Consider the following 21,068-nt stretch of genomic DNA (forward strand, 5'->3'; position numbering starts at 1 on the left):
TGTGTTCTCCAACCATCAGCGCGGGGCGTTTTCCCCGCTGATAGAGTGCAATCAGGAGAACTCATTATGAACAATGCAATTCGCTTTTCCGGGCGCGCGCTGTATTTGTCGCAGAACCCTGAGTGTATTCGCCGTCAGCTCGACGGCGAAGACCTGACGTTGGCAAGCGCCGAGCCGCTGCGCGACAACATCTCTACCGACGAAATCACCCCCGTTACCGTCATGATGGTTTACGACGAGCGCCTGGGGGAGTTCCCCTATGTCGGCTTCAAGGCTGGCGAGCAATTGCCGATTGCCCGCCATGCGATCAAGCGAGGCGGTTTTGAGATCACCGTCGCGGGCAAGCGCTACGGTAAAGGGTCGTCACGCGAGTCCTCGCCGGTGGCTGAACTGTCGGCCGGTATCCGCCTGATCGTGGCCGAGAGCTTTGAGCGGATCTATCAACAGAACTGCGACAACATTGGCATTCTGACCACCACCGATTTCTCTGTGCTTGAACGCATTGCCGCTGGTGAAGCCATCGAATTTTCGACCTTCCTGGAAGGTCGCGACGAACTGACGCAGCAGATCATCCGCAGCGGTGGACTGCTCAAGTACAGCCGCGCTGCGCACTGGCCGCTGCCGGACCGCGAGCGGGTTACCCCGAGCAAGACAGGCCAGACTCTGGTCGAGAAAATCATCACTCGTCACCTGCATCCGGATGCGCAGACCGTCACCCGTGGCGAGGGCGTGTTCATCGCCGCGGATTACCGCTTCAGTCACGACTATTTCACCGGCATGAGCGCTCACCTGATGCACCAGGCGTTCGGTCAGCCAGCCAGCCTGATCGATCCAGACCGGATCATTGCGTTTGAGGATCATCTGGTCCTCGCGCCGCAAAGTATTCCGCACATCCAGCAGGGACTGCTCGACGGAGTGGCAGATCTTGCCCGTGGCCACCGGCACTTTTCCGAGCAGTATCCGGTGCGTTCCCACGGGGCGCTGCAAGACAAATCCGGGTCAGAGGGCATTTGCCATGCCTTGATGATCGAGCGCTACGCCCTGCCCGGCCAAGTGGTCGCCGGCACCGATTCGCACACACCGCATTCCGGCGCGCTGGGCTGTCTGGCGTTCGGCGTTGGCGCGACCGAAATGGCCAATAGCTGGGCCACCGGTTACGTGCGTTGCAAAGTCCCCGACACGATTCGGATCGAGGTCAGCGGCACGTTGGCGCCTGGCGTGATGGCCAAGGACCTGGTGCTGTATCTGCTGCAGATGGAGTCGATCCAGGCCGGTGGTGCAATCGGCGCAGTGTTCGAATATGGCGGCCCGGCCGTTCGAGGAATGAGCATTGATGAACGCGCGACGTTGACTAACATGGTCGCCGAGCTCGGCGGCATGACCGGCATTGTCGAGCCCGATGCCAAAACCGTGAGTTTTCTCAAAGAGCGGCGCGGCATCGACTTCCAGCTCGAAGACTGGATGAGCAGTGATGCGCATGCCCACTATCGCGAAGTGATCCACATCGACGGCGCCCGGTTGCAAGCCATGCTGGCCCGCCCGGGAGATCCCGGCAACGGCGTGGCGGTGGCGGACCTGCCCACGCCGGTGAACGTGGACATCGCCTATGGCGGCTCCTGCACCGCCGGCAAGCGCAGTGATTTTGACTGCTATCACGAAGTCCTGGCGTGGGCGCTGGCCAACGACTATCCCCTGAACGCAGACACACGGCTGTTTTTGCAGTTCGGCACGATGGACGTTCACGATTACTGTCAGCAGCGCGGTTACCTGAAAACCTTCGAGCAGGCCGGCGTGGTGCTGATCAAACCGGGTTGCGGCGCCTGCGCCAATTGTGGACCGGGGCAGTCGGTATCGGCGGAACAGGTCACTATCAGCGCGATCAACCGTAACTTTCCCGGCCGTTCGGGTCCCGGCAGCGTCTGGCTGGCCAGCCCCTACACCGTGGCCGCCAGCGCGATTGCCGGCCGCATCACCACCTTCGCCGAACTTCAGGCGACGCTGGCAGTTGGCGTTCCGTAAGGATCGCTAGACGCTGACGGTAACCAGCAGCGCATCGTTCAACCAGCGCGTAACCAGCGCTGCGCTATCGATCAACCGCGAGGAGCGATTCGCCTCGGCGAATCGCGCCTGAGCGGCCAGCAAGGCCTCGCTCAGGCTGGCCCCGCCACTCAGGCAGATCAACCCCGCCACTTCGCAAGGGTTCAACTCCCGCACCTTCACCACCCAGCCGAGCCGATAAACGAGAGTCGTCCGGTGCTTCGCTTGCAGATCCGGAAATGCCTGGCCCGGCGTCACATGAGCAGTCCATAACGCCGCGCATGGCCAGTCACTGTGCAGCAGCGAACAGCCTGGATGCAGGGTCAAACGCTGGGCATCGAGTTGACTGCTGCTCAGCGCAGCCAGTTCCCCAGCACTCAATGCCACAGCGTCAGCAGCGAACGCCGCACACTGCACCGACCACTCCAGCGCCGCCACGTCAGCAAAATACGGGTAGGCGTGAACGGCTGAGTAATCATTGAGAAACACCGAAAACTGCGCGCCGAACGTTTTCAGATCGGCTTGGCGCGATGGATATCGCTGGCCATAAGCATGCGCAAGCGTGCGGAAAAACTCATCGCCGACCAACGCCTTGATCACCGGATAGGTCAACGCCAGCGAGCGCTCCTGGTGCTGCCAGAGAGCACTGCGGTAACGCGAAAAACGCTGCAGATCATCGGCACTGGCCGCGTCAAACCAACCCTGCGGCAGAATCGCAGGTGCTGACGAATCGTCGAGGCTTGCAACGAAATCGGCTTGCAACGACGCCAACTCTTCACGCGTCAATCGGCACCTCAGCAGCAATCGCCCGAGCAATCTCGACCTGACTCAACAGCTCTTCAAACGGCGGCAGACGGGTGTCCCATTCGATCAGCACCGGCACGCTGCCAAACTGGCGCAATGCGCTGCGATACAGCGCCCAGACCGGCTCGGCAACCGCACTGCCATGATCATCCACCAGTAAGCCTTGCTCATGGCTATGGCCAGCAAGATGCAATTCCCCCAAGCAGCCAACAGCGAGCGTTTGCATGGCGGCCAACGCCGGTTCGCCGTGGTTGCATTGATTGACGTAAAGATTATTCAAATCCAACAGCACCGCACTCCCGGTGCGCGCCACGACTTCCGCAAGAAACTGCGTCTCACCCAAGGTGTCCCCCTTGTAGCGCAGACTGGTCGACACGTTTTCCAGCAACAATTGTTGGCCGAGGGCGCTCTGCACTTGATCGACGCGCTCACAGACCAGGCTCAGAGACGCTTCGGTCAGCGGCAGCGGTAACAGATCGTTAATGCAGCGCCCTTCCACCGCGCCCCAGGTCAGGTGTTCCGAAATCAGAAAGGGGCTGACGCTGGCTGCCAACTGGCGAATGCGCTCGACATGTTCCATGGAAAAACCATGTACAGAACCGATGCCCAATCCCACCCCATGCAGACTGATCGGATAGTGATTGGCCAGGCGCCGCAACACATGCAGATCCCAGCCACCGGGCCCGAAGTAGTTCTCGGTGTGCACTTCAAGCCAGTCGACGGGCGGCAGTGTCTGCAGAAAGTCAGGGTAATGCGCAGCGCGCAGACCAACACCAACCGGCGGTAACGGGCGCGTTCGTGACTCGTCGGGCAATGGATTCATGACCCCATTATGCGGACGGAAGCGATCTGTGCAACTGCGCCACGGTCTCCGACAACGCCACGGATTTGAGGATCGCGACGTGGCAGGCCTCAAGAATTTCATCAGCCAGTGACGAGTCGTCGGGACAGGCGCGGGACATCACAATGGCGCCGAGTGCCTGGGCCATTATCGCCAGATGCGTTGCGCGAGCCTTCTCAGCGGCCTCAGGGTTCACGTCTCCTCTTCCCCTCAACACATCCAGTTGGGTCTCGATGCCTGCGGCAAAGGTACTGCGGACCTCCTCATCCTCCTTGCGAGCGGCATCCGAGCACAACGCCGCCAGCGTACAGCCTGTGGCCCGGTTATCCCGATGCTCGCGCGAGAGGTAGACACGCACGAACTCTTGCAGCGAGGCACCGGCAGTGAGCTCCGCGGACTGCGCGATGCCGCACGCCGACGATTCAGCCATCAGGTCGGCCTTGGAGCGGAAGTGCTTGTAGAAACCTCCCTGGGTAAATCCGGCGGCAGCCATGAGGTCTGCGATGCCAACGCCGTCATAGCCTCGCTCCCGAAAGAGCGCGGACGCGGTTTCAACAATATGCGCGCGATTCGCCTGCGCCTGTTTCTTCGTGACTTTCATCGTCCGTCCAAGCGTTGCCCAACTTGCGATCAGCATACATTGATGTCATCCAACATCAAAATGTTGACATTTTAGAGTTCGATCGTAATTATTGAAACCAATTCCAGACCAGAAACCGGAAACCGTAACCGCGCAAGGTTTGATGTCGGATATTCGCCAAGCCCACGCCGCTGAGCGCTATCAACCGAAAGCCTGAGTGCCACGGCTCTCGCTCAATCAACGCAATTGAACGCAAAGCTTCCCTGTGGCCATGTCGTGGGGGAGCGAAGTGCCAATGGCAGACCCACATCGGAATCAAAGCACCATGAAAGCACTCACATTCAAACGCTATGGCAAGTCGCCGCAAATCGGGTTTGAGCAAGTTGCCCGACCGACAATCGCGCCCGATGAAATGCTGGTCGAGGTCTATGCCGCCGGGGTGAACCCGATCGACAACATGATTCCAACCGGTATGTTCAAACCTGTCCTGAAATTCAGTTTGCCAGCCGTCATGGGCAGCGATCTCGCGGGCGTGGTCATTGAGGTTGGCAGTGCGGTCACTCGCTTCAAGGCAGGTGACGCGATATTTGCCAGTCTTTTTGACCTGGGCACCGGCTCAATCGCCGAGTTTGCAGTCGTACCCGAAACGGTTGCCGCATTAAAGCCCGAGAACCTGGATTTCGTGCAAGCCGCATCCCTGCCCATGGTGGGGCTGACCTCCTGGCAAGCGTTGAAAGAGCGCGCCCATCTCAAGGCCGGTCAGAAACTGTTCGTCCCGGCAGGATCAGGAGGTATCGGGACCTTCGCGATCCAACTGGCAAAACATCTGGGGGCCAAGGTCGCTACCACGACCAGTACCGCAAACATCGAGCTGGTACGTAGCCTGGGCGCAGACGAAGTGGTCGATTACAAGAAACAGGCATTTGAGCGGGTGCTCAGTGGTTACGATGTGGTACTCGGCACAACTCGAGGAGACACGCTTGAAAGGTCCATTGGCATTCTCAAGCCGGGCGGAAAAATTGTTTCACTGATCGGCCCCCTGGACAAAGCCTTTGCCAAGGCCCGTCGGATGAATGCTCTCCTCTCGTTCGTCTTCGGCCTGATGAGCCGCAAGATCATCGCTCTGGCGAAAAAGCACAACGTGACCTATTCGTTCCTGTTCGTTCGCCCGGACGGCACTCAGCTCAATGAAATTGGCATGCTGGTCAGATCCGAGCGCATCAAGCCTGTCATTGATCGGGTCTTTGCTTTCGAGAACGCGAAAGAAGCACTCGACTATCTGAGTCAAGGTCGAGCAAAAGGTAAGGTCGTCGTTAAGATCAAATGAGTGAGTAGCAGGCCAGAGCAGGTGCATATTAGTTGTGGCCTGGCTCAGCCCCGTCGTGATCGTCAGAATCCAGCAGGCCAACCAGTTTCATCAGGTCATTCCTCCGTGATGCGGACCAATCCTGTTTTCTGGCGGTACTGCTGAGAAACGGGGCCCTGTCGGTTTGCACCCTGCGTCTCGCATCGCTACAGTCCGACTCTATATCCCATGCCACGGATGGAGCAGCACGTGCTTACAGACCTCAAACCGAATCTTTATCGCCTGTCAGCCGTTTCTTTGCTGGCTGTCGCCCTCTCCCTCGTTGCCTGTAAGGCTCCGCCCTCCTCCTCCACATCCGCATTACCCACCGCACCGGAAATCGCTTCCGGTTACCGCGCCGATCTGCAGGCCCGCCATGCCGAAAAGCACATGGCCGCCGCAGCCAATCCTTTGGCCGCCGAGGCCGGGCGAGAGATGTTGCGGCGTGGGGGCTCGGCCATCGACGCGGCGATTGCGATGCAAGCGGTGTTGACCTTGGTGGAACCGCAGTCTTCAGGCATCGGCGGCGGAGCATTCATTGTGCTGTGGGATGGCAAGGCCGTGCGTACTTACGATGGTCGCGAAACGGCACCGGCCGGCGCTACAGAGCGACTTTTCCTGCAGGCCGATGGCAAACCCATGCCGTTTACCGCCGCACAGATCGGTGGCCGTTCGGTCGGCACGCCGGGTGTGTTGCGTGCGCTGGAACTGGCCCACCGAAAACACGGACACTTGAAATGGGCAACACTGTTCGAACCGGCCATCAAGCTGGCGGAACAAGGTTTCCCGATCTCGCCACGTTTGCACTCAATGATTGCCAGCGACCCGTCCCTGCCTGGCTCGCCGGACATGGCCGCTTACTTCCTGAATACCGATGGCAGCCCGAAAGCCGTCGGCACGCTGCTGAAAAATCCGGCATTGGCCGGTGTGCTCAAGCGCATCGCCAATGAAGGTCCCGATGCGTTGTACGAAGGACCGGTGGCCCGGGAAATCGTCGCCAAGGTGCAGGGCCATGCCAACGCCGGCAGCCTTTCGCTGAACGACCTGAAAGGCTACGCCGCCCGGGAGCGCGCGCCGCTGTGTACCGACTACAAGCGCTGGCAGGTCTGCGGCATGGCCCCGCCCTCTTCCGGCGGGATCGCCGTAGCACAGATTCTCGGGACCTTGCAGGCCTTGGAACAGCGCGACAGCCACACCGCCCTCGCCCCCTTGAAACCCATCAAGAGCGGCAAACCCGCCGGCCTTGAGCCCGCGCCCGAAGCCGTGCACCTGATCGCCGAAGCGGAACGTCTGGCCTACGCCGACCGCGCCCAGTATGTCGCCGATTCAGACTTCGTCCCTGTGCCGGTCAAGGGCCTGGTCGACCCCGGCTACCTGGCCAGCCGCGCCAACCTGATCGGCCCGCGCAGCATGGGCGTTGCCAAGCCCGGTACACCACCAGGCATCCAGGTGGCCTACGCCCCGGACCGTTCGCCGCTGCGTATCTCAACCTCGCAAGTGGTGGCGGTGGACGACCAGGGCGGCGCCGTGTCCATGACCACCACGGTGGAATCGGCATTCGGCTCACATCTGATGGTCCAGGGTTTCATGCTCAACAACCAGATGACCGACTTCTCGTTCATCCCGGAAGAGAATGGACAAAAAGTCGCCAACCGCGTCGAACCCGGCAAACGCCCACGTTCATCCATGGCTCCGACACTGATTTTCGACCGTCAGAATGGTGAGCTGCTGGCCGCTGTCGGCTCCCCGGGGGGCTCTCAGATCATCGAGTACGTAACCAAATCGGTGATCGGCATGCTGGACTGGAACCTGGACCCACAAACCGCCATCAACCTGCCCAACTTCGGCAGCCGCAATGGCCCCACCGAGCTGGAACAAGGGCAATTCAGTCCTGCGTTGATCCAGGCGTTGAAGGATAAGGGCCATACGGTGAGCGAAATCGATATGACCAGCGGCACCCAGGCGATTGTCCGGGTGCGTGACGCGCAAGGGAAAACATCACTCGCCGGGGGAGCGGATCCTCGGCGTGAAGGTGAAGCGCTGGGGGATTGAATGGATACCTGGCTCCCTCACGACTGTCCGTCCTCAGGTTGATAAATCAGCAGATCGCCGGGCTGACACTCCAGGTAATTGCAGATGGCCTCGAGCGTCGCCAGGCGTATGCCCTTGACCTTTCCCTGCTTCAACAGGGAGAGGTTGGCTTCCGTGATGCCTATGGCGGCGGCCAGGTCCTTGGATTTGACCTTGCGCGTCGCCAGCATCACATCCAGTTGAATAACGATAGGCATGGGGTTCTCAAACGAAAGTTCTGTTTTCTGAGTCGACTTCACTGGCCTGGGACAATATCCGCGCAATAATTGCGATACAGGCGGCCAGGAACAAGGCGACGAAGGACGGGGCGGTGATGCTGATGGTCAGCAACCGCTCGCCGACCGGCGCGTTGATCGTGACCAGCAAGCTGAGAAACGGCTCGCACAGGAAATCCAGCAACACCCACAGCGCTACCGCGCGACCCGCGTTTCCCAAGTAAACCGCTGCCTCACTGGAAAAATACTGCCCCTGGGCATAGCGCCTGAAGAGCTGGCGCAGGTTGACCAGCCCGGCCGCCAGCGCCAGCAGAGGCACGCTGGACAAAAGAATCCCGCCAAGACGTTGCCAGCTCGTCAACGCCGTCGCCCCTCCGGGCAAACTGGACAACTGCCGCTCGGTCAGGGAAAAGCCCAGGCCGTATTTTGACGCAATATCAGGAAACAGCCAGGCAGCCGCGTTGACGGCCATCATCGCGACAATGAAAACAAGCGTGATGGCAGCCATGCGCTGGCTGTACAGGGCGAGACGATTCGAACACATGTCGGGGCTCCAATAGAGTACGGGAGCGCCAAACATAGCCACGAAATTATCGTACAACAATAATTAATATGTAAAAAACAATAACGCCCGCATCAAGTCGACAGTTGATTGGCGAACTGGCTCACGGCATCGACCACTTTCTTCGCCCCATCCTGGATCTCGACGATCACCGTCCCCGCCTCGGCAGCCAGGGCAAGGCCTTGTTCGGCCTGGTGTTGTCCATCCGTCATCAGCGACACGGCATTACGCGCCATGTCCTGGTTCTGGCGAACCACGCCGACGATTTCATCGGTCGCCTGGCTGGTACGCGACGCCAGTTGCCGCACCTCATCGGCCACCACCGCAAAGCCCCGGCCCTGTTCGCCGGCACGAGCGGCTTCGATGGCCGCGTTGAGCGCCAGCAGGTTGGTCTGTTCGGCGATGCCGCTGATGGTTTTGACGATGGTGCCGATCACCAGGGATTGCTCGTTCAGCGCCTCGATGCCTTCGCCGGCGGTCTGCATGTGCCGGGCCAGGTCACGCATCACGTCTACGGCCTGAGTCACCACGGTGGTACCGCGCTGGGCACTGTTGTCGGTCTGCAACGAGGTGCTGTAGGCGATATTGGCGGCCTCGGCGACGGCCTTTTCCTGATTGACCTGATCGGTGATGTTCGTGGCGAACTTGACCACCTTGTACAGTCTATCGTTGGCGTCGACCACCGGGTTATAGGAAGCCTCCAGCCATACTTCACGACCATTGCTGTCGAGGCGCTTGAAGCGGCCGGCAACGAACTCACCGCTGTTCAGGCGTTTCCAGAACTGCTGGTAGGCGGGGCTGTTGTATTCCTCCGGCTCGCAAAAGCTGCGGTGATGCTTGCCCTTGACCTGCGCCAGGCTATAGCCCATGGCATTGAGAAAACGATCATTGGCTGTCAGTACGTGACCGTCCAGGTCAAATTCGATCACGGCGGTTGAACGCACCAACGCACCGATGAGGTTTTCATGTTCGCGAGAAGCTTCAATGGTGCGGGTCAGGTCACTGGAGTACATCGAGAAATAGCGGACTCGCCCATCTTCGCCTTTTACCGGCTGAAGAATCGAACGCAACCAGGCTTCCTTGCCGTTGCCCCGCAGCAGGCGCACGGCGCCAGAGAAATGCTCGCCGCGGGTCAATGCCGTCTTGAAGCGAAGCTGGAACTCATTGGACTTCAAGTAGGCCGGCACCAGATCGTCCACCCCCCGACCAATGAGGTCCTGGCTCTTGTAGTGCATTTCATCGAGAAATTTCTGATTGACCGTTTGCACCCGCCCTTCTGCATCGAGGATGAGCGCGAGCATTTCGCGGTCCAGGCTTTCCTTCACTTGCATGAGGCTGGAGAGTTCTTGGCGAAGAGCCGTCAGCTCCTGCTTCAAGCGTTGATTGAACATAGACATGCTCCGGGTGGCAGGAGAGTTGACAAGCTGTTCTCATGCCATCGGCGCGGCGACTTGTTTCTAAAGAGTGCCATTGGTCGGCTTGGTGGTTTGCGGAACGCTCGCGAACCCTGGCCCGTCTTTCACGGTCAGTGAATTGTTCTACCGTTGTCGGGGCCTCGCCGCTCCAGATACCCGTACCCATAAAATCAATCACAAGAATCGAGGTAATCGCCGTGACCACCGACATTCAAGACAGCCGCTCCGCCCGCTTCGCCTTGCGCTGTTCCAGTTTTGCCGAACGCTGGTTTCCCGACTCCTGGGTCTTTGCCGCGCTGGCGGTGCTGGTGGTCGCGCTGGCGACACAGTTCATCGGTGCCGCGCCCACGGCCGCCGCCATGGCGTTCGGCGATGGCTTCTGGAGCCTGATCCCGTTCACCATGCAAATGGCCTTCGTCGTGATCGGTGGCTACGTGGTCGCCAGCTCGCCGCCCGCCGTCAGGCTGATCGATCGCCTGGCACGTATCCCAAGGAACGGGCGATCCGCGGTGGCCTGGGTGGCGCTGATTTCCATGGTCGCCTCGTTGCTCAACTGGGGCCTGTCGCTGGTCTTCGGTGGCCTGCTGGTGCGCGCCCTCGCCCGCCGCACCGATCTGAAAATGGATTATCGCGCCGCCGGTGCCGCCGCTTACCTGGGCCTCGGCGCGGTGTGGGCCCTGGGCCTATCGTCGTCGGCCGCGCAGTTGCAGGCCAACCCGGCCAGCCTGCCGCCGTCGATCCTGTCGATCACCGGTGTCATTCCGTTCACCCAGACCATTTTCCTCTGGCAGTCCGGCGTGATGTTGCTGGCGCTGATCGTCATTTCGCTGCTGGTGGCCTATGCGACCGCCCCAGGTCCGAATAGCGCCCGTGACGCCGCCGCGTGCGGGATCGACCCCAGCTTCAGCATGCCGGCCCTGCAGCCTCGCACCCGTCCCGGGGAATGGCTGGAACACAGCCCGCTGCTGACTATCGCACTGGTGCTGCTGGCCGCCGGTTGGCTGTTCCACGAGTTTTCGACCAAACCGGCGATCAACGCAATTTCAGGACTCAACACCTACAACTTCCTGTTCCTGATGCTCGGCGCTTTGCTGCACTGGCGCCCACGCAGTTTTCTCGATGCGGTGGCCCGCGCGGTACCGACCACTACCGGCGTATTGATCCAGTTTCCGCTATACGGCTCGATCGCCGCGCTGCTGACCACCGTCAAGGGCAGCGATGCCCAGACACTCGCCCACCATATCTCGACTTTTTTTGTACAGATTGCTTCCCATGACACTTACGCCTTGTTGATGGGGGTCTACTCGGCGGTCCTGGGGTTCTTCATTCCTTCCGGCGGAGGCAAGTGGATCATCGAGGCCCCCTATGTGATGCAGGTGGCCAATGACCTGGAGTACCACCTGGGTTGGGCGGTGCAGATCTACAACGCCGCCGAAGCGCTGCCAAACCTCATCAACCCCTTCTACATGCTGCCGCTGCTGGGTGTGTTGGGGCTCAAAGCCAGGGACTTGATCGGTTTTTCCTTCGTGCAACTGCTGGTGCATGCACCGTTGGTGCTGGTGCTGCTATGGGCGCTGGGGACAACATTGGCTTATTTGCCGCCAGTGATGCCATAAAGCCATAAAAAAGGGCCGATATTTATATCGGCCCACTTTTTCTTCGGCTCGGTCTGTTTCAGTATGGGGGCGCCCTGTTCGAAGGGCTCAAACGCTGAAAAGGATCTGAGCATGTCTAAACTCGCAGTATTTCCCCTTGCCGCGCTGGCCTTGAGTGCCACCGTCCACGCTGCCGGCATTGATGTACAGCTTGGCAGTACCGAACGCGTTACCCGCCTCTTCGCTTACCCCAACAACTGCAACGTCATCTGCTTCCGCAACTGGACGCTGGAACAGACCGTCGAGCATTACCTGACCCAGAGCGTTCAACGTGACGGCTATGGCAGTGCCAAGGTCAGGGTCAAACGCGACAACGGTAAAATTCATGCCCACATCAGCGGCGTACCGAAAGCCTATGACCAACCACTGAGCAAACTGCTCGATGCCGGCGACCTGGCATACAAAGGCGCCACGAAGCTCAACGACGACAAGAAATGGGCCTACAACTGGTATTTGTTCCTGCCGTTGGGCATGGCCCTGGAAAACCGCAAGAGTGTCGAGCTGCTGCACTTCCCGCCGGATTACTCCCTGACCCAGGCCCAAGACTACCTGGAGTCAGCCACCACTGATCGCTGGGCCACCCTGCTGACGGCCAACGGCATTGCCGCCGACCAGACGCCGGCCTACCAGACCATCATCGACATCGCCCCCATTGCCGCGCCGTCTACCGCCGGCGCGACGCTGGAGGGTGTCTACGATTACTTCAACGACTACCAGACCACCATGGTCAAGCAAGTCAGCCAGAGCGCCGGCGGGACCGCGCTGCCGATGGTGGCCTTTGGCGCGCCCGTGCGGAACTGGATCAAGACCCAATACGGCCAGACCGTGGCGGTGCTCGGCCTGGCGACCATCTCCCCCGCCACCGGCGTCAAGGTTCCGGTCCTGGGTTCCAACCACCCGAGTTACATCTGGTACGCCGCCGACCCGGAAAGCTACGGCGGCGACGAAGCCAAGGCAGACGCGGCAGGCCTGAAAGTCATGGGCCAGGACCTGAGCGCTGCCTGCTGGCAAGCCGGCATGGGCAGTAAGCCGAGCAGCGATCCAACCACTCAATTGAACCAGTGCACGCAGACCTGGCAGGTCACGCAAAAGGAAAAAACCTGCGAGTTGTTCTATACCTCGATTCGCAAGCTGTCGCCGGAAGACGCGGCGAAAAAATGCGAGACGCCTGCAATCAAGTCGCAACTCCCGCAATTGAAGGCGCCCATGCCGTTGCCATCCGAGCCGGTATAACCCCACAGGACTTGTGGCGAAGGGGCGTACTCCTCGCCACGGGCCCCGCGCTCCTGTGTAAGTCCTCGCTCACACGGGAAAGGGCCTTTGGCGCCTGTCAGAGTTGACAGTAGATGCCGCGCCGGACTTGGAGGAATCTACCCGGGTCAATCCACGACCGTTGGCAGGACGCCAACGCCAGCAAGTCGGCCTGTACCGACAAGGACCGTCATGACCATCTTCGTTGCAGATAAAGCCTTTTCGCAGGACCGGGACTGCATATACCCGGAAAAGGCACTCAGCCTCCGCCTGGGTTATCCGTCTGCCCGTGATTTCGAAGTGTTACGCGCTCCCAACGGGCGCGGCAATGCCGTTATCGCCCGGAAAAGGTTCGCGCCCATGGAGCGGATGTGCAGGGTATCGGGGCTGCTGGTGGGCCGGCGACGCCTGCACACCGTGCAGATCCTGCCGGACATCCATATGTATGACCCGCATTTCGCCGGATTGCTGCTGCATTCCTGCAACCCGAATGTCTTTCTCGACATGAGCGAACTGTGGTTATGGGCACTGACACCCATCCACGCAGGCGACTGCCTGACGATGGATCACGCCAGCACGGAGCAGAAGCTCTACCGACAGTTTGCCTGTCGGTGCGGTTCGTCCAATTGCCATGGCTGGATCACCGGCTATGACGAACCGCCCAACGAACAGGGCATGAAGTTCCTGAAGCATTGGCGCCGCCGCTGTCACCGCGACTGACGCCAGCCGGATCAGGGAGCGCCCACCGGACGCAACCGATACTGCGGCGGCAATTGCTCGAAACCGCTGATCGTGGTGTCCAGGCTTTTCCAGCGCCCGTCCTTGATGCCATAGATGCAACCATGGATCGACAGCTTCTGTCCGCGATGCCAGGCGTTCTGCACGATGCTGGTGTGGCCGACGTTGGCGACCTGCTGGATCACGTTGAGTTCGCACAGGCGGTCCACGCGTTCTTCTTCGGTCGGCAGTTGTGCCAACGCTTCGCGATGCTCGTAATACAGGTCGCGAATGGACCGCAGCCAGCCGTCGATCAGGCCCAGCTGGCGATCCTGCATCGAGGCCCGCACGCCGCCACAGCCGTAATGGCCGGTGACCAGGATGTATTTGACCTTGAGCACGTCCACCGCGTACTGGATCACCGACAGGCAGTTGAGATCGGTGTGCAGCACCACGTTGGCCACGTTGCGGTGCACGAACAGATCGCCCGGCAGCATGCCGACGATTTCGTTGGCCGGCACCCGCGCATCGGAGCAGCCGATCCACAGGTATTCAGGGGTTTGCTGACGAGCCAGCTTGGCGAAGAAGTCAGGATCCTCCTGCTTGATCGCATCGGCCCAGCGCGCGTTGTTATCAATCAGATCTTGTAGTTCGTTCATGCTGTCTTGCCCTCGAGAACAGTGCGCAACTTTGACAACGGAGCGGCTGTCGAGGTCACTTCGATAATGCCGTTGGAATTCTCGACACAGCTACCGGTCCATCCAGTAAGGCCCAAAGCAGGAGAATTGCCATGAATGATTCACGACGTCCTTTCGATGCGGCGCAACCGGAACCCATCGACGACAACGAAGACCGCATAGGTTCGATACATGAACTGGAATTCGATGAAGATGAGCCCAGCGCGAAGATCGGTGACGAGCTGCCGGAAAACGAACGCGAACAATTGATGCCTCGTGAACGCGTCCGCGAGGCCGGCATGACCGGCGCCGCGACGGACGATCATCAACCGACCGAAGATGACATGAGCCCCGAGACGCTCATCCGCGAAGACGGTGCCCGGGATGCCCGCGAGGCCGGCGACGACGAGCAGGCCGATTGGGACCTGAGCGTGGTGGATGAAAATGACATTGGCGGGGGCGATGGACTGGACGAGGCCGAGATGGCGGATATCGACCCACTGGATGGCAAGCGCTGAGTGAAACGCAGCCTCCAGGCTGCCTATACACCTGTGGGAGCATGGCTTGCCCGCGATGAGGCCAGGACGGTCGATAGCTCGACAACTGACACATCGCTATCGCGGGCAAGCCTTGCTCCCACAGGGGACTTCTATGCTGGCTTCAGTCCACCAGCGTGCAAGCCATGACCACCGCATCTTCACGCCCACCCACCGCCGGGTAGTAGTCCCGCCGCCGGCCGATCTCGTTGAAGCCATAGCGCTCGTACAACCGGAACGCCGTGCGGTTACTGTCGCGCACCTCCAGGAAGCACTCCCGGGCCTCGGCCTTGTACGCAATCGACATGAGCTGCTCCAGCAGGCGCAACCCCAGCCCCCGGCCCTGGTTTTCCGGCTTGACGGTAATGTTGAGCAGGTGCGCCTCGTCAAGAATGATTTGCACCACGCCATGCCCGACTTGCTGTTGGCCTTCGAACATCAGCCAGATCTGGTACTTGCCCAACCCATCGAGAAATATCCCTCGGGTCCAGGGGTGGCTGTAGGCTGCGTACTCGATTTTCAGCACGGCATCGAGGTCCGCCTCGGTCATCGGGCGAAACGAAACAGCGTCACTCATTCGATTCTTTCCAGCGCGCCATCAGCCGGCGCATGGCTTGCCAGACTTCAGCCTTGTGCTGTGGCGTTTCCATTAACAGTTCCAGCCCCGGTAATGCCCAGGCCGATCCCAGCCCTTCGACCTGCAATTCGCGATTGAACGCTTGCGCGTCCGCCTCGCCGGCAAACTTCACCGCCGGCAGGCCGATCAGCCACAGACATGCACAGGGCGCCTCTTCGAGCCGCGCAGCTACAAAACCCTGGACGAAATCCCGCGCCGCTTCCGGTCCCTGGTCCATCGTCCCACGGGACAACAGCGGCCAGCGCACCGGTTCCCCGACGATCTGCGGACTGTCCGGCAGACCGGCGGCGCGCAACATGTCCTTGAGCAGCAGGTACGCCGGATCGCGGCTCTGGAACGGCTCGCCGGTGGGCAGCTCCACCAGCAACAGGCAGCGTCCGGCACGCAGCAATTGCAGGGCGAAACGCGGTGGCGGGACCGGCGCGACCCTGGCCGGGGCCGGCACCTCCGGCGCTTCCTCCACCGGTTTGGCGCCGTTGCGGGTCGAGGCCAGGCTAGGCCGTGGCACTTCGATTTTCGGCCGTTCGGCCACAGGTGCTACCGGCTCGGCCACGGTCCTGGCCACAGGCGTCGCCACAACCGGCGCGAGTTCTGCCGGCTCGGGCGTTTCCAGCAGCTCGGGCCGCGACGGGGCGGCGAACGGCAATTCGGTGCGCGGCAGCCAATTGACCACCTGCATGGCGGTCAGATAGGCGCGGCGACGGGACTCGATAAGCAAAGGTCGGCCACTTGTGGATAACTGAAAGTGGAGGGGATTCTACCGCCCTTCGGCGCGGATCGCTTCTTTGTTGAGTCAATACTTGGGCAATACCGACGACAGTCTGTCTCGGGGGTGAATCGCAACCGGCCCGATGCAGTACAATCGCCCCTTTTAATTGCCAACCCGACGGCCATTGCGATGATCGAACCCAAGCGCGTCTTGCGCGCCCTCGCTGAACACTGGGCATTGCTGGAACCTTTGTGCGAGCACTTCGACCAGGGCACCCTGAGCCTCAACGAATTGCGTTCACAACTGGCCGCCCAACAGCTGGACAGCACGCCCCAGGACATCACCAACCTTTTGGACGTGTGGATCCGCCTGGACATCCTCGTGCCGGTGGCGAAAAGCCCGAATCGCTTCGAGCTGAACGCCCAGATCCATGACTTCCTCGCCTACCTGCGTCGCGAACACCGCCTGGGCCTGTGCCTGGAGATCGAAGCCTACCTGCGCCACCTCGAACGTCTGGCCGGCTACATCCAGGACGCCTTCGACGTGCGCGACGGCAACGACCTGGCCCGCCAGTTGCGCCTGCTGGACATGCGCGTGCGGGACGTCCTGAAGAAACTCGCCAACGACGAGCAGGCCCTGGTGGCCGTGGCCGAACGGGCCAAGACCAGCGACCGGCAGATCCCACTGCGCCAGCGCTACGCTGAAGTGCTGGCGACCTGGGACGAGTACGTCGAACCGATGATCCAGTTGGTGAACGCCGACGGTGCGTTCGAGCAAGGCGTGCGCAAGGTCGAGAATGTGCTGTTGCGCATGCTCACCGAACAGCAGCGCCTCGGCCATCTGGTGGACGACGACATGCTGCTGCGTACCCACGCACGCATTCTCGAGATGCAGACCAGTGCCCAGCTGACCCTGCGCCATGCCCGTGAACTGCTCCTGCCGTTGCGCGAAGAGGCCCGCCGTCACAACGCCGTGACCCGCGGCGCGGCCCTGGCCCTGGCCGCCATCCGTCGTAAAGGCATCGACGCCGTGCCGCAAGCGGCCATGCCATTGTTCACCCGGCCGCAAAGCACCTTCCTCGGCAGCGCCAGCCAGGTTGAAGCCTATGTCTACGCCCTGGCTCGTTTCGAGCCGAAGCCGGCACGCTTCCCCAAGTCCCACAAGACCCACCAGGGCGGCGATGCGCCACGGGCACCGCGTACCGTGCGCGAGATGGTCGAGCGTTGCGAAGACGCCCTGCCGTTGCCGGATCTGATGGTCTGGTTGCTGGAGCAGGAGCCGGACGGCGCCACCGACGAATTGCTGTACTGGTTCTCGCGCCTGTCGCGGGAAAAACGCTTCAAGCGCGAGCGCCTGGAGCGCCGCGAATACCACACTCACGAGCATCAGGTCAGCCTGCGCTCCTTCGCCCTGCTCTCGGCCCGCGACGCTGCCGAGGATTCTGCGAGCATCCCCCATGCATCTTGATCTATCCGAACTGTCCCAGCTGGCGCCGATCTTTCGCGAGCTGTTCAAGGGTTACCACGTCAGCCGCCGCGACCCGGAGCTGTACGCGCAACTGTCGAATTTCCAGGACCAGTACCGCACGCTGTTCAAGGCCCTGGGCTTCGAACTGGTGTGCGATACCCGTGGTTTCTACTACTTCGTGCCGGACCTGGCTGCGGCGGCGGTGAACAAGACCGCCCAGCGCCTGGCGCTGTTCACCTTCATCCTCGTCGAGCACCTGGCCGACCAGGGACGTGACCCGATTGCCGTGCTCGACGGTGGCAGCCTGGGCCGCGATGAGCTGCCTTCACTGCTGGAAAAGTACCGCGACCTGTTCATCCAGGCCGAAGTGCAGACCCAGGAAGAGCTGGAAGAAAAAATCATGCGCCGCATGACCCAACTGGGCTTCGCCAGCGAAGACAACGGCGTGTACCGCTTCCTGCCGCCGATGCACCGGTTCCTCGACGTCTGCCTGTCGGTCCAGCAGGACCGCGACCTGGCGGCCAGCGTGCACAGCGTGCTGCCGTTGCCGGCACCGGTACTGATCGACGAAGACAGCGACGAGAAGCTGCTGCAAACCGACGATCCGCTTGACCTGGCGCCGTTTGAAGACGAAAGCGAAGAAGACGCACTGGCCCGCGCCATTGCCGAAGAACAGGAGACCGACGCATGAGCCAGGAACGCTACGGCATCCGCCGCTTTGCCCTTTTGAACACCGCCGGCTACAGCCTCGGCCTGTTCCCGCTGGAAGAACCGCTGTCGGTGTATGGCGCAAACAACCTCGGTAAATCCGCCTCGATCAATGCCTTGCAGTTCCCGATCCTGGCGCGCATGTCCGACATGAGCTTCGGCAAGTACAGCCTGGAACAATCCCGGCGCTTCTACTTCGCGTCGGACACCAGCTACATTCTGGTGGAAGTCGCCCTGCCCCACGGCCCTCATGTGATCGGCGTGGTCGGTCGCGGCCCCGGCGGCGGTTTCGGCCACCAGTTCTTTGCCTATGCCGGCAAACTGGACCTGGCCCACTACCAGAAAAACGACACCTGCCTGCGCCAGAAAGAACTGTTCACCAACCTGGAGCGCGAAGGCCTCAAGGCTTATGAGCTCAAGCCTGATGAATTGCGTCGTCTATTGGTGGGTGGTCATACCTCGATTCCCCTGGATCTGACGCTGATCCCGCTGCGCTCCACCAGCGAGCAAAGCCTCAAGACGTTCCGTGCGCTGTTCATCAACCTGCTGCACATGCGCGAAATCACCGCGGCCAAGCTCAAGCAACTGTTCCTCGATGCCTTCGAGCACAGCCTGCGTTCCGGCAGCGTGGACTACATCGCCGCATGCGAAGAAGCCTTCCGCGATGTACGACGCATGGAGCAGGACTACAACTCCCTGGTGGCCGCAGGTCCATTGGTGGAAGCCCTGGCCAATGGCGTGAAGCAGCGCGATATCCTGCGCGGCAAACTGCATCGCCTGTCGCCCTTGCTCGACTCGTTGCTGGGTACTTGGTCGGACTACGCCGGTGCACGCAAGGAAGAGCTGACCATCCAGGCCGAGCACTACCGCAACGAGCAGGACTCACTGCAGAACGACCAGCGCGGCAGCACCCAGGAGCTGATGCGCCTGGAGCGGGAAATCACCGGCATCCAGCGCTGGCTCGGCGAACTGTCGGTGCTCAAGCATCGCTTCGCCCTGGTGGATGACGTCAAAGTCCTGGAGCAACAACTGCTCGCCGCCAAGGACGCCCACGATGAACTGGCCGGCGCCCTGGCCCAGTCCCGGCAGTTCAGCGCCGAAGACCTGGAAGAGCGCCTGCGGGATCTGGAAAAACGCCTGAAGTCGGTCAAGCAGCAACTCGATCACGCCGACAACAACAGCTACGCCCGCCTGCGGGAAGAATTCTCGCAACAGGACGTCGAGCGCCTGATGCGCCTGTTCAACAGCGCCCTGTTCAGCCTGCCGCTGGGCGAACACGGCATCGCACTGGACGAGAACGGCGACTGGGTCAAATCCATGGAGTTGATCCTCGACGGCTTCAAGGGCGAGCGTTTCGAAGTACCGGGCCTGTCCATCGACCTGTCCCACATCGAGCCGCCGGCCCTGCAAGCCCTGGCCGACCGCGCCGCGTTGCGGGACCAGAAAGAGCGCCTGGAAAAAGAACTCAAGCAACTCAAGACCCAGCAAGCCGTGGCGGCCGACCGTGCGGCGAGCAAGACCCAGACCGAAGCGCTGTACCAGCGGGTACTGGACGCGCAAAAGGCCCTGGAAGACTTCCGTCGCAGCCAGACCCTCAGTGCCGAGGAAGGCGAAAAGCTCGAGCAACTGGCGCAGATGGAAGCCGCCCAGGACGAACTCAAGCGTTCCAGCGATGCCTTCACCGAGCGCGTCCAGCAGCTCTCCGCCAAGTTGCAACTGGTGGGCCGGCAGATCGCCGATATGGAGGCCAAGCAGCGTACCCTCGACGACGCCTTGCGCCGCCGTCAACTGCTGCCGGCGGACCTGCCGTTCGGCACGCCGTTCATGGACCCGGTCGACGATTCCATGGACAACCTGCTGCCGCTGCTCAATGACTATCAGGACAGCTGGCAAGGCCTGCTGCGGGTCGACGGCCAGATTGAGGCGCTGTATGCCCAGGTGCGCCTCAAGGGCGTCGCCAAGTTCGACAGCGAAGATGACATGGAGCGCCGTCTGCAACTGCTGATCAACGCCTATGCCCACCGTACCGACGAAGCCTTGACGCTGGGCAAGGCCCGGCGTGCGGCGGTGACCGACATCGCCCGGACCCTGCGCAACATCCGCAGCGACTACGACAGCCTCGAACACCAGCTGGCGTTGTTCAACCGCGAGATCAACAAGCGCCAGGTGTCCAACCTGCAGAGCTTCCGCATCGTCCTGGCGCCGAACAAGGAAGCGCTCAAGCACATCGACCAGATCATCCACAGCGCCGGTCAATACGAGGAAGGCGAGACTCTCTCGGTGTTCGACCTCAGCCAGAGCGCCGAGCAGGACAACAAGAACGAAGAAGCCAAGGAATACCTGGCGCGCCTGGTGGCGGCGAACCACAACCAGCTCGGCCTCAAGGACCTGTTCGAACTGGCCTTCGAGATCACCAAGGTCAATGGCCAGCCTGTGATCCATACCGACATCGATGGCGCGGCCTCCAACGGCACCACCATGACCATCAAGGCGCTGACCAACATGTACCTGTTGCTGCACCTGATGGACCGCGAGCAGGCCGGTCGCGTGCGCCTGCCGTACTACCTGGATGAAGCGGCGGACATCGATGAAAAGAACCAGGCAGCACTGCTGGAAACCAGCTTGCAACTGGGCTTCGTGCCGATCCTGGCCAGTGTGAAGCCGCAGGTCTGTGCCAGTGTCGCCATCGACCTGGAAGGCGGCAGCGGCCCGAACGGTATCTACATCGACGAAGCGGACTGGAAGTACATCCGCCGCCATGATGTGGTGAAGGCCACGCTGAATGTAGAGGCCGATGAGCCGGAGCTGGATCCCGTGTGAG

At 61.1% G+C, this 21,068-nt stretch carries 19 protein-coding genes and 1 pseudogene; 10 read left to right on the forward strand and 10 right to left on the reverse strand.

Going from position 1 to position 21,068, the window contains the following annotated elements; all coding sequences use genetic code 11:
- The first annotated feature begins 66 nt into the window (after positions 1-66).
- The gene (locus LOY35_RS23560; RefSeq protein WP_258627777.1) at positions 67-2,019 is read left to right on the forward strand and encodes an aconitase family protein; all 1,953 of its coding nucleotides are present in this window, start codon (positions 67-69) and stop codon (positions 2,017-2,019) included.
- A gap of 6 nt (positions 2,020-2,025) precedes the next feature.
- Here LOY35_RS23560 and LOY35_RS23565 read toward each other — a convergent pair whose 3' ends face one another.
- From LOY35_RS23565 to LOY35_RS23575, 3 genes are read right to left on the reverse strand one after another with little or no spacing between them, the layout of a single operon-like run.
- Positions 2,026-2,823 (reverse strand): DNA-binding domain-containing protein, encoded by a 798-nt coding sequence (locus LOY35_RS23565; RefSeq protein WP_258627780.1) that lies wholly within the window; start codon positions 2,821-2,823, stop codon positions 2,026-2,028.
- Complete coding sequence (locus LOY35_RS23570) at positions 2,813-3,664, reverse strand: DUF692 domain-containing protein (RefSeq protein WP_258627784.1); 852 nt, start codon at positions 3,662-3,664, stop codon at positions 2,813-2,815. The genes LOY35_RS23565 and LOY35_RS23570 overlap by 11 nt, the downstream gene beginning before the upstream one ends.
- Positions 3,665-3,671: 7 nt before the next feature.
- Positions 3,672-4,283 carry a TetR/AcrR family transcriptional regulator gene (locus LOY35_RS23575; protein ID WP_258633720.1) on the reverse strand — a complete coding sequence of 204 codons (612 nt, stop codon included), beginning with the start codon at positions 4,281-4,283 and terminating at the stop codon, positions 3,672-3,674.
- Between the two features lie 304 nt (positions 4,284-4,587).
- On the opposite strand from LOY35_RS23575, the gene LOY35_RS23580 reads away from it, so the two are divergent.
- Together LOY35_RS23580 and ggt are read left to right on the forward strand one after the other, a co-directional pair.
- Positions 4,588-5,589: an NADP-dependent oxidoreductase gene (locus LOY35_RS23580; protein ID WP_258627786.1), complete on the forward strand. Its 1,002-nt coding sequence runs from the start codon at positions 4,588-4,590 to the stop codon at positions 5,587-5,589.
- 216 nt (positions 5,590-5,805) lie between these two features.
- Positions 5,806-7,659: a gamma-glutamyltransferase gene (ggt, locus tag LOY35_RS23585; protein ID WP_258633721.1), complete on the forward strand. Its 1,854-nt coding sequence runs from the start codon at positions 5,806-5,808 to the stop codon at positions 7,657-7,659.
- Between the two features lie 17 nt (positions 7,660-7,676).
- On the opposite strand, the gene LOY35_RS23590 is transcribed toward ggt, so the two are convergent.
- The 4 genes and pseudogenes from LOY35_RS23590 to LOY35_RS28700 form a co-directional block, all read right to left on the reverse strand.
- Entirely contained in the window at positions 7,677-7,895 is a 219-nt protein-coding gene (locus LOY35_RS23590; RefSeq protein WP_258627789.1) for a helix-turn-helix transcriptional regulator, read from the reverse strand.
- Between the two features lie 7 nt (positions 7,896-7,902).
- Positions 7,903-8,457: a DUF2975 domain-containing protein gene (locus LOY35_RS23595; RefSeq protein WP_258633722.1), complete on the reverse strand. Its 555-nt coding sequence runs from the start codon at positions 8,455-8,457 to the stop codon at positions 7,903-7,905.
- A 92-nt stretch (positions 8,458-8,549) separates the two neighbouring features.
- Complete coding sequence (locus LOY35_RS28695; RefSeq protein ID WP_371926949.1) at positions 8,550-8,981, reverse strand: methyl-accepting chemotaxis protein; 432 nt, start codon at positions 8,979-8,981, stop codon at positions 8,550-8,552.
- 108 nt (positions 8,982-9,089) lie between these two features.
- Positions 9,090-9,872 (reverse strand): annotated as a pseudogene (locus LOY35_RS28700) (PAS domain-containing protein); the annotation flags it as partial.
- A 215-nt stretch (positions 9,873-10,087) separates the two neighbouring features.
- Here LOY35_RS28700 and LOY35_RS23610 point away from each other — a divergent pair.
- The 3 genes from LOY35_RS23610 (at position 10,088) to LOY35_RS23620 (ending at position 13,516) form a co-directional block, all read left to right on the forward strand.
- Positions 10,088-11,506 carry a short-chain fatty acid transporter gene (locus tag LOY35_RS23610; RefSeq protein ID WP_258627791.1) on the forward strand — a complete coding sequence of 473 codons (1,419 nt, stop codon included), beginning with the start codon at positions 10,088-10,090 and terminating at the stop codon, positions 11,504-11,506.
- A 111-nt stretch (positions 11,507-11,617) separates the two neighbouring features.
- Positions 11,618-12,778, forward strand: coding sequence for a hypothetical protein (locus tag LOY35_RS23615; protein ID WP_258627793.1), 1,161 nt, complete (start codon positions 11,618-11,620; stop codon positions 12,776-12,778).
- A gap of 210 nt (positions 12,779-12,988) precedes the next feature.
- Positions 12,989-13,516 carry a lysine methyltransferase gene (locus tag LOY35_RS23620; protein ID WP_258627795.1) on the forward strand — a complete coding sequence of 176 codons (528 nt, stop codon included), beginning with the start codon at positions 12,989-12,991 and terminating at the stop codon, positions 13,514-13,516.
- A gap of 11 nt (positions 13,517-13,527) precedes the next feature.
- On the opposite strand, the gene can is transcribed toward LOY35_RS23620, so the two are convergent.
- Positions 13,528-14,172 carry a carbonate dehydratase gene (gene can / locus LOY35_RS23625; RefSeq protein ID WP_258627797.1) on the reverse strand — a complete coding sequence of 215 codons (645 nt, stop codon included), beginning with the start codon at positions 14,170-14,172 and terminating at the stop codon, positions 13,528-13,530.
- A 131-nt stretch (positions 14,173-14,303) separates the two neighbouring features.
- Between can and LOY35_RS23630 the strand changes: the two genes are divergently transcribed.
- Positions 14,304-14,708, forward strand: a complete 405-nt coding sequence (locus tag LOY35_RS23630) for a serine kinase/phosphatase (protein WP_258627798.1) — start codon at positions 14,304-14,306, stop codon at positions 14,706-14,708.
- 142 nt (positions 14,709-14,850) lie between these two features.
- Here LOY35_RS23630 and rimI read toward each other — a convergent pair whose 3' ends face one another.
- Together rimI and LOY35_RS23640 are read right to left on the reverse strand one after the other, a co-directional pair.
- Complete coding sequence (rimI, locus tag LOY35_RS23635) at positions 14,851-15,303, reverse strand: ribosomal protein S18-alanine N-acetyltransferase (RefSeq protein WP_047701427.1); 453 nt, start codon at positions 15,301-15,303, stop codon at positions 14,851-14,853.
- The gene (locus LOY35_RS23640; RefSeq protein ID WP_258627800.1) at positions 15,296-16,081 is read right to left on the reverse strand and encodes an energy transducer TonB; all 786 of its coding nucleotides are present in this window, start codon (positions 16,079-16,081) and stop codon (positions 15,296-15,298) included. Before LOY35_RS23640 ends, rimI begins: the two co-directional genes overlap by 8 nt.
- A gap of 180 nt (positions 16,082-16,261) precedes the next feature.
- Here LOY35_RS23640 and mksB point away from each other — a divergent pair, with 180 nt between their 5' ends.
- Genes mksB through mksF form a run of 3 tightly spaced genes read left to right on the forward strand, consistent with a single transcriptional unit; the run spans position 16,262 to position 21,067 of the window.
- The gene (mksB, locus tag LOY35_RS23645; protein WP_024778193.1) at positions 16,262-17,539 is read left to right on the forward strand and encodes an Mks condensin complex protein MksB; all 1,278 of its coding nucleotides are present in this window, start codon (positions 16,262-16,264) and stop codon (positions 17,537-17,539) included.
- Positions 17,529-18,230 (forward strand): Mks condensin complex protein MksE, encoded by a 702-nt coding sequence (gene mksE / locus LOY35_RS23650; protein WP_024778194.1) that lies wholly within the window; start codon positions 17,529-17,531, stop codon positions 18,228-18,230. Before mksB ends, mksE begins: the two co-directional genes overlap by 11 nt.
- A complete protein-coding gene (gene mksF / locus LOY35_RS23655) occupies positions 18,227-21,067 on the forward strand; it encodes an Mks condensin complex protein MksF (RefSeq protein WP_258627808.1) in 2,841 nt (946 codons plus the stop codon). The genes mksE and mksF overlap by 4 nt, the downstream gene beginning before the upstream one ends.
- The last annotated feature ends 1 nt before the right edge of the window (position 21,068 follow it).

The sequence above is a fragment of the Pseudomonas sp. B21-028 genome, from assembly GCF_024749045.1.
Taxonomy (GTDB): domain Bacteria; phylum Pseudomonadota; class Gammaproteobacteria; order Pseudomonadales; family Pseudomonadaceae; genus Aquipseudomonas.